General features: G+C 67.2%; 9 protein-coding genes. 2 read left to right on the top strand and 7 right to left on the bottom strand.

Annotation, left to right across the window (positions count from 1 at the left end; genetic code table 11):
* Positions 1-16: 16 nt before the first annotated feature.
* Positions 17-1012: a response regulator gene (locus tag H162_RS0102535; protein ID WP_020651874.1), complete on the top strand. Its 996-nt coding sequence runs from the start codon at positions 17-19 to the stop codon at positions 1010-1012.
* A gap of 149 nt (positions 1013-1161) precedes the next feature.
* Here H162_RS0102535 and H162_RS0102530 read toward each other — a convergent pair whose 3' ends face one another.
* From H162_RS0102530 to H162_RS0102510, 5 genes are all read right to left on the bottom strand, one after another.
* On the bottom strand, positions 1162-2322 hold the full coding sequence (locus tag H162_RS0102530) for a glycosyltransferase family 4 protein (RefSeq protein WP_020651873.1): 1161 nt from the start codon (positions 2320-2322) through the stop codon (positions 1162-1164).
* Positions 2323-2325: 3 nt separating this feature from the next.
* Complete coding sequence (locus tag H162_RS0102525; RefSeq protein ID WP_229451897.1) at positions 2326-3471, bottom strand: glycosyltransferase family 4 protein; 1146 nt, start codon at positions 3469-3471, stop codon at positions 2326-2328.
* On the bottom strand, positions 3468-4409 hold the full coding sequence (locus H162_RS0102520) for a GDP-mannose 4,6-dehydratase (RefSeq protein ID WP_020651871.1): 942 nt from the start codon (positions 4407-4409) through the stop codon (positions 3468-3470). Before H162_RS0102520 ends, H162_RS0102525 begins: the two co-directional genes overlap by 4 nt.
* 1 nt (position 4410) lies before the next feature.
* A complete protein-coding gene (gene gmd / locus H162_RS0102515; RefSeq protein ID WP_020651870.1) occupies positions 4411-5451 on the bottom strand; it encodes a GDP-mannose 4,6-dehydratase in 1041 nt (346 codons plus the stop codon).
* 278 nt (positions 5452-5729) lie between these two features.
* Entirely contained in the window at positions 5730-8042 is a 2313-nt protein-coding gene (locus H162_RS0102510) for an NADP-dependent malic enzyme (protein ID WP_026354135.1), read from the bottom strand.
* A gap of 263 nt (positions 8043-8305) precedes the next feature.
* Here H162_RS0102510 and thiL point away from each other — a divergent pair, with 263 nt between their 5' ends.
* A complete protein-coding gene (gene thiL, locus H162_RS0102505) occupies positions 8306-9274 on the top strand; it encodes a thiamine-phosphate kinase (RefSeq protein WP_020651868.1) in 969 nt (322 codons plus the stop codon).
* Positions 9275-9346: 72 nt separating this feature from the next.
* Here thiL and H162_RS29940 read toward each other — a convergent pair whose 3' ends face one another.
* Positions 9347-11926: an EAL domain-containing protein gene (locus H162_RS29940; RefSeq protein WP_020651867.1), complete on the bottom strand. Its 2580-nt coding sequence runs from the start codon at positions 11924-11926 to the stop codon at positions 9347-9349.
* The gene (locus tag H162_RS0102495) at positions 11926-13956 is read right to left on the bottom strand and encodes a sensor histidine kinase, YfiR-like protein-associated (protein ID WP_020651866.1); all 2031 of its coding nucleotides are present in this window, start codon (positions 13954-13956) and stop codon (positions 11926-11928) included. The genes H162_RS29940 and H162_RS0102495 overlap by 1 nt, the downstream gene beginning before the upstream one ends.
* Between the last annotated feature and the right edge of the window lie 349 nt (positions 13957-14305).

The raw sequence follows: 14305 nt of genomic DNA, 5'->3' as shown, positions 1-14305 counted from the left end.
AACACAGGAAACCCGCATGCCCCAACCGAACACCCGGCCGCTGATCCTGGCGGTCGACGACGAAGCCACCAACCTCCAGCTGCTGCGCCAGATCCTGCAGGACCACTATCGCCTGCTGTTCGCCAAGGACGGCGCGCGCGCCCTCGAGCTGGCGCGCCAGGAGTCTCCCGACCTGGTGCTGCTGGACGTGATGATGCCCGGGATGTCGGGCTACGAAGTGTGCGCCGCGCTCAAGGCCAACCCGGCGACGGCCGCGATCCCCGTGATCTTCGTGACCGCGCTGACCGAGGCCGACGACGAACTGGAAGGCTTCGAGGCCGGCGCGGTCGACTACATCACCAAGCCGGTCAGCCCGCCGATCGTGCGCGCGCGGGTGCGCACCCACCTGTCGCTGGTGCGCATGGAGGAGCTGCGTGCGAGCCGCCTCGAGATCGTCCAGCGCCTGGGCCTGGCGGCCGAGTACAAGGACAACGAGACCGGCCTGCACGTGCTGCGCATGAGCCACTTCTCGCGCGTGCTCGGCATCGCCGCCGGCATGGGCGAGGTCGAGGCCGACGACCTGCTGCACGCCGCGCCGATGCACGACGTGGGCAAGATCGGCATCCCGGACCGCATCCTGCAGAAGCCCGGCGCGCTCGACCCGGAAGAATGGAAGATCATGCAGAGCCACGTGACGATCGGCGCCGAGATCATCGGCGAGCACAGCGGCGGCATGCTGGCGCTGGCGCGCAACATCGCGCTGACCCACCACGAGAAGTATGACGGCAGCGGCTATCCGAACGGACTGGCGGGAGATGCGATTCCGCTGGAAGGAAGGATCGTCGCGATCGCCGACGTGTTCGACGCCCTGACCTCGGTGCGCCCGTACAAGAAGGCCTGGAGCGAGGACGAGGCGCTGGATTTCCTGCACCAGCAGAAAGGCCGCCACTTCGATCCGGCCCTGGTCGACCTGTTCACCGAGCAGATGCCGGCGATCCGCGCGATCCAGGCGCGCTGGGCCGAGCACCCCTGACTGACAGTCATGTAGGGTGGGCGGATTCTCCGCCCACGCGGTGATCGTTATCGGTGCCGATATCGGGCTCGATGACCTCGCCGCCAACCATCGCCGCGTGGGCGGGAAAACCCGCCCACCCTACGACGGTCCTCGGCCCTGGAAAACGCTCAGGCCTGGGCCGGCGCCAGCGGCGCGCTCGGTTCGCCCGGGGTGACGCGGCCGGTGGCCAGCTCGTGGTACAGGGCCGTGTAGTCGGCGGCCATCTGCTCCGACGTGAACACTTCCTGGTAGCGCGCCTCGGCGCGGCGGCCCATCTGGCGCGCCAGTTCCGGGTTGTCCCACAGGATGCGCATCGCCGCGCGCAGCGCCGCCGGGTCGGACGGCGGCGTCACCAGGCCGGTATCGCCATCGATATTGATATAGGTGGTGCCGGTGCCGATCTCGCAGGAGATCATCGGCTTGCCGTACATCGCGCCTTCGAGCAGCGAAATGCCGAACGCCTCCGAGCGCAGGTGCGACGGGAAGGCGATCGCGTAGCACAGGGTCAGCAGCGCGATCTTGTCCGGCTCGTCCAGCGCGCCGGTGAACAGCACGTTCTTCAGGCCCAGGCGCGCGGCCTGCTCCTTCAGCTCCTGCTCGACCGGCCCGGTACCCACGATCACCACCGGGAAATCGGTGCCGGCCGCCGCCTCGAGCAGGACGTGCAGGCCCTTGTAGTAGCGCAGCACGCCCACGAACAGGAAGAACTTCGGACCCACGCGCGCGCGCCAGTGCGCCAGGCGGTCGGGATCGGGCTGCGGATAGGTGTTCTTGTCCAGGCCGTAGGTGATCACGCGGGTCTTGTCGCGGTAGCGCTCCAGCACCGGCGACGAGGCCAGGTAGTTGGGCGAGGCCGCGACGATCGTGTCCACGCTTTCCAGGAAGCGGTGCTTGAGCGGCTGGTACAGGCGCAGCAGGTGGCGCTGGCGCACGATGTCGGAGTGGTAGGTCACCACGCTCGGCTTGCGCACCCGCGCCATGAAGTGGGCCAGGTCCATGAACGGCCACGGGAAATGGTAGTGCACGATGTCGGCCTGACGCGCCAGGCGCGCCAGCGCGCCGATCGACTGCAGCGAGATGGCGTTCGAGGCGATCTCCACGTTCAGCGGAACGCGGTGCACCTGGTGGCCTTCGAATTCGAACGGCACCAGCTTGTCGTGGCGCGACAGCGAGAGCACGGTGTTGGACACGCCGAGGCGGCCGGTACCGACGCACAGCTGGCGGATCACCTGTTCGATGCCGCCCACCGAGTCCGGATAATATGTCTTGTAGAAGTGTAGGACGCGCATAGTTCAGGCTTGTTGCGAAAGGACGGCACGGTATACTTCCGCGCTCAGGCGCGCAGTCGCCTGCCAGGTCAGTTGTTCGGCGCGCGCGCGCCCAAGCGCGATGCAGCGCGTGCGTTCGGCGCCATCGCGCGCCAGGGCCAGCATCGCATCGCGGAGCGCGCCGGTGTCGAGCGGGTCCACGTCCAGCGCCGCACCCCGGGTCACCTCGGGCAGCGAGCTGGCGTTCGAGGACACCACCGGCACGTTCGAGGCGAAGGCCTCCACCACCGGGATCCCGAAGCCCTCGTACAGCGAAGGAAAGACGAACACGCCCGCGCCCGCGTAGATATGGCGCAGCGCCTGGCCGTCGGTCAGGCAGTCGAGCCAGACCACGTTCTCGCCGGCGGCGATCGCCGCCTCGATCCGGGCCACCAGCTCCTCGCAGCGCCAGCCGCGCGCGCCGACGATCACCAGCGCGCGCTCGGCGCGTACGGCGTCCGGCAGCAGGCGCCAGGCCTCGAGCAGGCGTCCGACGTTCTTGCGCGGCTGCAGGGTGCCGACGGTCAGGAAGTAACCCGGCGCGAGCCCATGGGCGGCCAGGGTCGCCGCCACCGCGCCTGGCTCGGGCGCCTGCAGCCATTCGTCGTCGACGCCGCACGGCACCACCGACACGCGGCGTTCGTCGACCCCGAAGCATTCGACCAGTTCGGCGATCGCGAATTGCGACAGCGCGATCACATGGTCGGCCTTGGCCGCCGCCTTGCGCTGCAGCCAGTTCTTCAGGCTGCGCAGGCGCGGGTTGCACCATTCCGGATACTTGATCGGCAAGGCGTCGTGCAGGGTCGCCACCACCGGGCAGTCCATGCGCACCACGCGGTAGTCGGTGACGTGGAACAGGTCGACGGGCATGTGGACGCGGTGCATGCCCGGCGTGGCCAGGTCGACCAGCGAAGCCTTTTCGAAGGACTGCGGCATCGGCCGGCCGACACCGATGCCGGCCCCCTTACTGCCGGGGCGCGGCCACGAATAGGGTTGAATGGCGCAGCCGGCCCGGGGCAGGTGACGCAGCAACGCGGAGGTGTAGACGCCGATCCCATCCAGGCGGCCTCCGGTCAGGCCCGGTTCGATCATCGTCGTCCCGAGTCCGACAGTGAGACCGCCCTTGCTCACGCCTGGTACATCCAGCGCAGGGTGTCGGATAGCGGCGTCGGATCGAGCTGGCCGATCACGGCGGCCAGCTTGCCGTTGCTGCCGCTAAGCTGGAGCACGTCGTTGGCGCGCACGAAGGCCGGGTTGACCTGGACGTCGATGTGGTAGCCGGCGATCTCGCTCATCATGTCGATCAGGTTCGCCAGCGAATGCGAGGTGCCGGAGCAGACGTTGAATGCTTCGCCGGCCGGCGCCACCGCCAGCAGGCGGCGGTAGCTGCGCGCCACCATGCGCACGTCGGAGAAGTCGCGCGCGATCGCCAGGTTGCCCAGTTCGATGCGGCGCTCGTTGCGGCGGAAATGCGAGACGATCTTGGGAAGCAGGAAATTCTCGGACTGGCCCACGCCGGAGTAGTTGAACGGACGCGCGATCGTGATCGGCAGCTTGTCCATCCACAGGCGCGCCATGTACTCCATGGCGAGCTTGCTGACCGCGTAGTCGTTGGCCGGCGCCGGCGCCACGCTCTCGTCGATGACGGGCACGCTGGCGTTGCCGTAGATATTGGCCGAGGAAGCCAGCAGCACGCTGGTGGGCCGGTGCTGGCCCGCGGCCAGGGCTTCCAGCAGGTTGCGGGTGCCGACCACGTTGACCTTGTAGATCATCTCCACGTTCGTGTGGGCCACGAAGGCGATGCCGGCCAGGTGGGCCACGACGTCGGGCCGCACCTCCTCCACCATCGCGGCGACGGCGGCGCGGTCGCACAGGTCGACCGGGTGGATGTCGGGGCCAAGCTCGTCGCCCGGCATCACGGTGCCGAACACCCGGTATCCGGCGGCGCTCAGCTCCTGCGCAAGGTAACGGGCGGTGAAGCCGCGCAGGCCCGTGATGAGCGCGCGCCGGCCCTCGCCTTCCTTCCCGCCGCTGACGGCGAGAATATCATCCGTTGCCATGCGGTCCATATCAGAACGAGAACCCCAGTTCGTTGCGACGCAGGTCGGCGTCGACCATCATCTGGCACAGCTCTTCGAGCGTGGTCTTCGGCTCCCAGCCCAGCTCGCGCCTGGCTTTCGCCGGGTCGCCGATCAGGAGGTCCACCTCGGCCGGACGGTAGAACTTCGGCGACACGCGCACCAGTTCCTTGCCGGTGCGGTCGCAGCGGCCGATTTCGTTCTCGGCGCTGCCGCTCCATTCGATGCCGATGTTCGCGCCCTTGAAGGCCATGGTCACGAAATCGCGCACGGTCTCGGTGCGGTTGGTCGCCAGCACGAAGGTGTCCGGCTGCGCCGCCTGCAGGATGCGCCACATGCCTTCCACGTATTCCTTGGCATAGCCCCAGTCGCGCTTGGCGTCCAGGTTGCCCAGTTCCAGCACGTCCAGCTTGTTCAGCACGATCTTGGCCACCGAATCGGTGATCTTGCGGGTCACGAACTCGCGGCCGCGCAGCGGCGACTCGTGGTTGAACAGGATGCCCGACGAACCGAAGATGCCGTAGGACTCGCGGTAGTTGACCGTCATCCAGTGGGCATACAGCTTGGCCACGCCATACGGGCTGCGCGGGTAGAACGGGGTGTCCTCGATTTGCGGGACGGCCTGCACCTTGCCGAACATTTCCGAGGTCGACGCCTGGTAGAAGCGGATCTTCGGATTCACGATGCGGATCGCCTCGAGCAGGTTGACCGCGCCCAGGCCGGTGATCGACGCGGTCGCCACCGGCTGCTCGAACGACACGCCGACGAAGCTCTGGGCCGCCAGGTTGTAGACCTCGTCAGGCTTGCTGCTGTCGACCAGGCGGATGCTCGACGACAGGTCGGTCAGGTCGTATTCGACCAGCGACAGGTTCGGATGATTTGCGACGCCGAGTTCCTCGATACGCCAGAAGTTAACGGAACTGGAGCGGCGGTAGGTGCCGGTCACATGGTAGCCTTTTTCCAGAAGCAATTGCGCCAAGTAGGCGCCGTCCTGGCCGGTAATCCCGGTGATGAGGGCTCGTTTTGTTTGCATGTTCGTGGATTCTTGAAGGTGGTCTCGCAGGCAGCCAGACAATTGTGACAAGCCCGGATTGTAACAGAGAGGAGAGATGTGCCCTTTGCACCTTAGAAATTCGTGCAATTAAAGCAACACTTTATTGTGACATTATGCCTTGAAAGCAGTCGCGCGCGGTAGCTGCTTACGGTTTGTTACCAGTGTATGTGTGGCGCGACAAATTGTGACCGCTGGTGACAATGCTTCCGGAGAAACAACCGGCATGGCGCAGGAGGCCATGCCGGAGGCTGTCACACTCAGCGCTGGGAGACCGCGTCGACCACGCACAGCGCGGTCATGTTCACTATGCGGCGCACGGTCGCCGAGGGGGTCAGGATGTGGACCGGACGTGCGCAGCCGAGCAGCACCGGACCGACCGCGATGCCGTTGCCGGCAGCCGTCTTCAGCAGGTTATAGGAGATGTTGGCAGCGTCTATATTTGGCAACACCAGCAGGTTCGCATCGCCCTTCAAGGTCGAGTGCGGCATGATCTTGGCGCGCGCCTTGGAGTCCAGGGCGATGTCGCCATGCATCTCGCCATCGATTTCCAGGTCCGGCTTCTTCTGTTGCACCAGTGCAAGTGCAGCGCGCATCTTCTGCGCCGACTCGGTATCGGAAGTGCCGAAGTTCGAGTGCGACAGCAGCGCCGCGCGCGGACAGATGCCGAAGCGCTCCATCTCCTCGGCCGCCATGACCGTGATCTCGGCCAGTTCCTCGGCGTTCGGGTTGACGTTGACATGGGTGTCGACCATGGCGAGCTGGCGGTCCTGGGTGATGATGAAGTTCATCGCCGCATACACCTTGCTGCCGGCGCGCTTGCCCAGCACCTGGTCGATATAGTGCAGGTGCAGCGGGGTGGTGCCATAGGTGCCGCAGATCATGCCGTCGGCGTCGCCCTTGTGGATCATCATGGCGCCGATCAGGGTGTGGCGGCGGCGCATTTCCAGCTTGGCCATGTCCTGGGTCACGCCCTTGCGCATGCCGATCTGGTAGTAGGCCTGCCAGTAATCGCGGTAGCGCTCGTCGAAGTCCGGGTTGATGATGTCGAAATGCTCGCCCATCCTGAGGCGCAGGCCGAATTTCTCGATGCGCTTTTCCAGCACCGCCGGGCGGCCGACCAGGATCGGGCGCGCCAGCTTCTCGTCGACCACCACCTGCACCGCGCGCAGCACGCGCTCTTCCTCGCCTTCGGCGTAGACGATGCGCTTGAGTTCGGGCGGGGCGCTCTTGGCCATCTGGAACAGCGGCTTCATGAAGGTGCCGCTGCGGTACACGAACTGCTGCAGGCTCAGCGCATAGGCCGCCAGGTCCTCGATCGGACGCGACGCCACGCCCGACTCCTCGGCCGCCTTGGCCACCGCCGGGGCGATGTGGGTCAGCAGGCGCGGGTCGAACGGCATCGGGATCAGGTATTCCGGACCGAACGAGAGGTTCGAGATGCCGTAGGTCGTGGCGACCACGTCCGACTGCTCGGCGTGCGCCAGGTCGGCGATCGCATGCACCACCGCGATTTCCATTTCGCGGGTGATGGTGGTCGCGCCACAGTCGAGCGCGCCGCGGAAGATGTACGGGAAGCACAGCACGTTGTTGACCTGGTTCGGATAGTCCGAACGGCCGGTGGCGATGATGGCGTCGCTGCGCACCGCCTTCACGTCTTCCGGCAGGATTTCCGGGGTCGGGTTGGCCAGCGCCAGGATCAGCGGGTTCGGTCCCATTTTCGCGACCATGTCCTGCTTCAGCACGCCGCCCGCGGACAGGCCGAGGAAGATGTCGGCGCCCGGGATGACGTCGGCCAGGCTGCGATGCGGCGTGTCCTGGGCGAAGCGCTCCTTGTCCGGATCCATCAGTTCGGTGCGGCCCTTGTAGACCACGCCGGCCAGGTCGGTGACGAAGATGTTCTCGATCGGGAAGCCGAGGTCGACGATCAGGTCGAGGCAGGCCAGCGCGGCCGCGCCGGCGCCGGACACCACCAGCTTGCACTCCTTGATGCTCTTGCCGACCACTTTCAGGCCGTTCAGGATCGCGGCGCCGACGATGATCGCGGTGCCGTGCTGGTCGTCGTGGAAGACCGGGATCTTCATGCGCTCGCGCAGCTTGCGCTCGATGTAGAAGCACTCGGGCGCCTTGATGTCCTCGAGGTTCACGCCGCCGAAGGTCGGCTCGAGCGAGGCGATGATGTCGACCAGCTTGTCCGGATCGGTTTCGGCGATCTCGATGTCGAACACGTCGATCGCGGCGAATTTCTTGAACAGCACGCCCTTGCCTTCCATGACAGGCTTGGACGCCAGCGGGCCGATGTTGCCCAGGCCCAGCACGGCGGTGCCGTTACTGATGACGGCCACCAGGTTGCCGCGCGCCGTGTATTTGTACGAGTTGGCCGGATCCTTGACGATTTCCTCGCAAGGCGCCGCCACGCCCGGCGAATACGCCAGGGCGAGGTCGCGCTGGTTCAGCAGTCCCTTGGTCGGCGTCACGCTGATTTTGCCGGGCCGGGGAATCTGGTGATATTCGAGCGCTGCAGCACGCAGTTGTTGACGTAATTCTTCTTTCTTATCAGATGACGAATCCATGCCGGGCAGCCTTCATTATTGCAAATGGGACCTACGATTCTATCAGACGAGAACTTGTCAAAGTCTACGTATTTTCAACAAGCCAATGCCGAATTGATTTGTCAAGACCAATGGCATAGTATTTGATGCTAAATTGGTGCGGCGACGCCAGCCATGCACCAAACCAATCCATGCTCGGCTTCCCGGACGCCGGATGCACCAGTTTGGAGCGGACGGTGGCTCGGGGCGGGCGGTGGCTTGGGGCGGACGGTACAATTGCGCCCATGCTTTCCGAATTCGACCTCATCAAACAATACTTCCAGCGCGTCCGGCCCGGCAAGGCGGCGCTCGGCATCGGCGACGACTGCGCGCTGCTGGCCCCGACGCCGGGACGCCAGATCGCGATCTCGTCCGACATGCTGGTCGAGGACCGGCATTTCTTTGCCGGCGCCGACCCGCGCATGCTGGGACACAAGAGCCTGGCCGTGAACCTGTCGGACCTGGCGGCGATGGGCGCGCGCCCGGTCGCCTTCACCCTGGCGCTGGCCCTGCCCAGGGCCGATCCGCACTGGCTGGAAGGATTCTCCTCCGGCCTGTTCGCCCTGGCCGACGCCTTCGACTGCGAGCTGATCGGCGGCGACACGACGCGCGGACCGCTGAATATCTGCATCACCGTGTTCGGCGAACTGGCTCCCGGCCACGCGCTGCGGCGCGATGCGGCGCGGCCGGGAGACGACATCTGGATCTCGGGCACGCTCGGCGATGCGCGCCTGGCGCTGGCCGGGAGCCTGGGGGAGGTCGGACTGGACGCCGAGGCGCACGCCCAGGCGGCGCTGCGCATGCACCTGCCCTCTCCCCGCGTGGCGCTGGGACTGGCGCTGGCCGGCGCGCCGGCCGCGCATGCGGCGCTCGACATCTCGGACGGGCTGGTGGGGGACCTGGGGCATATCCTGGCGGCGTCCGGGGTCGGGGCCACGCTCGATGTCGATGCGCTGCCGGCGGGGCCGGTGCTGGCGCGCCAGCCGCTGGAGCTGCGGCGGCGCTTCACGGCGGCGGGCGGGGATGATTATGAGTTGTGCTTCACGGCGCCGGCGCATGCGCGGGCGGCCGTGCTGGCGGCGGGCGCCGAAACGGGGACGGCGGTGACGCGGGTCGGGACGATCGATGTCGCGCTGGGGTTGCGGATGGTCGATGCATCGGGCGCCCCGCTGGATCTCGGCTTGCGCGGCTGGGATCACTTCGTGGCCGCCTGATACGCGCGACCCTGATGCCGTTAGGGTGGGCGGCATAGCCGCCCACCCTGCAGCTACCGCAAGCTCACACCACTACGCATCCCCCTCGCGCGGCACCTTGCGGTCGTCATACGGCCCATACGTCAGCCAGTAATGGCGAAACGCATGCCGCACATTGTCGCGCAGTTCGGCGTCGCTCCACGGCTTGGTATAGAAACGGTAGATCGCCCCGCGGTTGATCGAGTCGAGCACCGACTCCACCCCGGTGTAGCCCGACAGGATGATGCGGATCGAATCCGGATACATCTCCTTGACCTTGCTGAGGAACTCGGTCCCGCTCATCACCGGCATGCGCTGGTCGCACAGGATCACCTGCACCCGGTACAGCGCCAGCAGCTCGAAACCCTCGGCCGGCGAGGACGCCGTCAGCACGCGGTAGCCCTCGCGCCGGAACAGCCGGTGCAGCGCGGTCAGCACGTTGACGTCGTCGTCCACGATCAGGAGCGTCTGCACCTTGTCGTCGGCCGCCGGCGGCTTGTCGGGCTGGGCGCGGTTGTCCAGCACCAGCTGGCCCAGCTGGTCGGCCGGCAGCGCGCGCGCGAAGTGGAAGCCCTGGATCTCGTCGCAATGGTGGCGCCGCAGATAGGCCATCTGGGCGCGCGTCTCCACCCCTTCGGCGATCACCTGCATGTGCATGCTGTGCGCCATGCTGATGATGGCCAGCGCGATCGCCGCGTCGTCCGGGTTGTTGATGATGTCGCGCACGAAGGCGATGTCGATCTTCAGCTTGTCGATCGGGAAGCGCTTCAGGTAGGCCAGGCTCGAATAGCCGGTGCCGAAGTCGTCGATCGCCACCCGGATGCCGAGCTTCTTGAGGCGCTCCAGCACCTCGGTGGTGTGCTCGGCATTGATCATCAGCGCGCTCTCGGTCAGCTCCATCTCCAGCTGTCCCGGCTCGACCCCGTGGCGCGCCAGCGCGTCCTTGATCACGGCTTCCAGGTCGCCTTCGGCGAACTGGCGGCTCGACACGTTCACCGCCACCCGCACGTCGCGCACCCCGGCCTCGTTCCATTCCGCCATCTGGCGGCAGGCCTCGTCGATGATCCATTCGCCGACCCGCACCACCAGCCCGGTCTCTTCCATCACCGGCACGAATTCGGCCGGGTACACCAGGCCATAGCCGGGACGGTGCCAGCGCAGCAGCGCTTCCACGCCCGAGATGCGGCCGGTGTTCAGCTCCAGCTTGGGCTGGTAGTGCAGCACGAACTGGCCGCCCTCGAGCGCCCCGCGCAGCGCCAGTTCCAGGTCGAGGCGCGCCAGCACCTGCACGTTCATCCCGGCGGTGAAGAAGCGGTAGCCGTCGCGCCCCGCCTCCTTGGCGCGCACCATCGCGGTGTCGGCGTACTTGACCAGGGCGCCCGGATCGGTGGTGTCGTCCGGGTACATGGCGATGCCGATGCTGGCCGTCAGCACGGCCGCCTGGCCGTGCAGGTCGAACGGCATGCGCAGGGTCTCGCGCACTTCGTTGGCGATGTGGACGGCTTCCTGCTGGTCGCGCGACATGGTCAGGATCAGCGCGAACTCGTCCCCGCCCAGCCGCCCGACCGTGTCGCGCAGGCGCGCCACCCGCACCAGGCGCGTGCTGAACTGGCGCAGCAGCTCGTCGCCGAGCGCGGTGCCGAGCGAATCGTTAACCACCTTGAAGCGGTCCAGCGTGATGCACAGCACCGCGACGCTCCAGTTCTTGTCCTGCGCCAGCTCGATCGCTCCGTCCAGGTTCTCGAAGAACAGGGTGCGGTTGGGCAGGCCGGTCAGCGCGTCGTAGTTGGCCGCATGGCGCAGCCGCTCGGCCGCGTGCAGGCGCTCGCTGACGTCGCGCGCCACCGCGATCAGCATGCGGCCGGCGCCCAGGTCCTGCAGCTTCCAGCTGATCTCGACCGGCACCGAGCCCTGCCCGCCGGCGCGCAGCAGCTCGGTCTCGACGATGTCGGTTTCAGGCGCCTTGCCGCCCTGCCCGGCGCCGCCGGCCAGGTGGCGCTCGAGCTGCTCGCGCGAGGTCAGCCCCAGCGCCACCGGGTCGATGCGCATCAATGCGTCGCGCGAGAAGCCCAGCATGCGGCAGGCGCCGTCGGAGACGTCGACGATCGCCATGCTGGCGGTATCGACCAGGAAGATCGCGTCCGGGGTCGCGTCCATCGCGCCGCGGAAGCGCGCCAGCTCGGCGGTGCGCTCGCGCACCTCGCGTTCCAGCTCGCTGCCGTAGTCCTGCGATTCGCGGTGCAGCAGGCGCACCTCGAGCAGGTTGCGGATGCGGGTCATCACCTCGACCGTGTCGAAAGGCTTGCCGATGAAGTCGCGCGCGCCCGCCTCCAGCGCGGCCAGCTTCTTGTCCGGCTCGGCGGTCACGACCAGCACCGGCAGCCACGAGTCGCTCTCGAGCGGCTTGAGGGCTTCCATCACGTCGAAGCCGTCCATTCCCGGCATGTGCAGGTCGAGGATGATCAGGTCGAAGCGGTGCTTCAGGTGCAGCGACACCACCTGGCGCGGATCGTTGGTGCTGTACACGTTCTCGTAGCCGGTGGTCTTGAGCAGGTACTCCAGCAGCTGCACGTTGACCGGTTCGTCGTCGACGACGAGGATGCGCGCGCGCCGGATGTCGGACAGGGAGATCATCAATCCTTCCTTTCGGCCTGGGCACCGCGTTCATGCAGGTGCGCCAGCGTACTGTTGATCGCTTCAGTGAACTTGTCGATGTCGATCGGCTTGGTGAGATAGCGGAAAAAGCCCGCCGCCTGGCCGCGCTCGATATCGCGCGGCATGGCGTTGGCGGTCAGGGCGATCACGGGGATCGCCGCGGTGACGGGATCGCTGCGCAGCTGCCTGAGCACCTCGATCCCGTTCATGCCCGGCAGGTTCAGGTCCATCAGGATCAGCTCGGGACGGTGCGCCCTGGCCAGCGACAGGCCGAGATGGCCGTCGGGCGCCGACAGCAGGCGCAGGTCGCTGCGGAAGCGCACGATCTCCTCGACCAGGCGCAGGTTGGCCGGGTTGTCCTCGACGTACAGCAGCAGGTGCGGCTCGCCCTCGGGCGGCGCCGACGGCGCCGCCGCCACCGCCTCGGGGCCGCGCTCGGCCAGCGCCGAGGCGAGCGGCGCGGTGCTGGCCAGCTCGATCCAGAACACGCTGCCCACGCCCGGGCTGCTGGTGACGCCGATCTGGCCGCCCATCAGTTCGACCAGGCGCTTGGTGACCACCAGCCCGATGCCGGTGCCCTCCTGCGCCCCGGCCTCCTGGCCGAGCCGGTTGAAGGGCTGGAACAGGCTGGCGACCTGTTCGGGATTGAGGCCGTGGCCGGTGTCCTGCACCGACAGGCGCACCCGCTCCGGCGCGGCCTGCTCGCAGGTGACGACCACCGCGCCCGCTTCGCGGTTGTACTTGACCGCGTTCGACAGCAGGTTGAGCATCACCTGCTTGAGGCGGGTGCGGTCGGCCAGCACCACCGCGCCGTCGACGTCCGGGAACAGCACCCGCACCCCGCGCCCGGCCGCCAGGGTCTCGACCATGCTGCGGCACTCGGCCAGGGTGTCGGCCAGCGCCACCGGCTCCATCGACAGGGTCACCGTGCCCGACTCCACCTTGGCCAGGTCGAGGATCTCGTTGATCAGGGTGAGCAGGTGCCGCCCCGACTTCAGGATGTGGTTGGCGAATTCCTTCTTCTGCTCCAGGGTCGAGGGCAGCGTTTCCGAGGTCAGGATCTGGGCGAAGCCGAGGATCGCGTTGAGCGGGGTGCGCAGCTCGTGGCTCATCGAGGACAGGAAGGCCGACTTGGCCTGGTTGGCGTTGCGCGCCGTCTCGATCGCGTTGGCCAGCTCGGCGTTGGCCAGCGCCAGCTGCATGGTGCGCTCGTCGACGCGCTGCTCGAGCTGCTCGTTCAGGCGCATCACTTCCTGCTGGGCGCGCGAACGCTCCTGGCCCTCGCGCGCGATGGCGCTGTTCGAATCCTCCAGCTCGCGGGTGCGCTGCTCGATCTCGGTCAGCATGGCGTTGAAGGAGTCGACCAGCTCGGCCGCCTCGTCGTTGCTGATGCGCGGCGCGCGGCGCGAATAGTCGCGCGTCTCGACCACCTCGCGCGCGATCCCGGCGATGGCCAGGATCGGGGCGGTCAGCGTGCGCCCCAGGCGCCACATCACGAGGTAGGCGATCGCCATCGCCACCAGGGTCACGAAGGCGGCAATGCCGAGATAGTCCAGGGTCCGGGCCAGCAGCCGGTTCTCGGCGCGCAACACGACGGTGCCGAGCGCATCGCCGTTCTCGACGATGCGCTGCTGGACCACCAGGTCGCCGTCGCCGCTGCGCACCGTGTCCGGAGTCAGGCGCCGGGCGATCCGGCCGCCCTCGCCGGCCGCGGCATACGAGGCGAACAGCGCGCCGGAGGCGTCGTAGATGGCGGCCGCGCGCACCAGCGGTCGGGTGCGCAGCAGCGCCAGGTTCTCGTTGGCCAGGCGCGGATCGTCGAAGGTCAGCGCGGCCGAGGTCATGTGGCCGACCAGCTCGGCCTGGGTCGTCATGTCGCTCACCAGGGTGCGGTGGTAACTGCGCAGGTCATAGCCGATCACGATCGCGATCGATACCAGCAGCGCGGTGAGGGTCGTCGCCATCACCACCGCCACCAGCTTCTTGCGGATTGATTCCTGGCCGCTCATGCCGGCTCCACGGGCGGCCCCGGTGTCCGGGCGCATGGCGCATGCGGGGCCCGCCTGGCGGCGACAGGGGTCCTCACGGCCGTGCCGGCCCCGTCCGGTCACGCGCGATAGGTTCGTGCGGCATGTTCAGATCCTACGAAAATACAGAAACGGGCGCGCATGCTTGCGCCCAACAGGCATTCCAGCATAGCAGCACGATTGCGCATCATGTCGCACGGAACAATTCCTGTGCGCTCTACGGGACTCCCCATGGGACGACCGGCATGGCGGCAGCACTGTAAACCGTCTCCCACGATTTGAATAGCAATTTTTGAAACTTTGCCGCGCCACGAAGGGCCGCGTCGCGCTA

The sequence above is a fragment of the Massilia niastensis DSM 21313 genome (assembly GCF_000382345.1).
Classification (GTDB): Bacteria; Pseudomonadota; Gammaproteobacteria; order Burkholderiales; family Burkholderiaceae_D; genus Telluria; species Telluria niastensis.
This window is presented reverse-complemented; position numbering and strand designations above follow the sequence as displayed.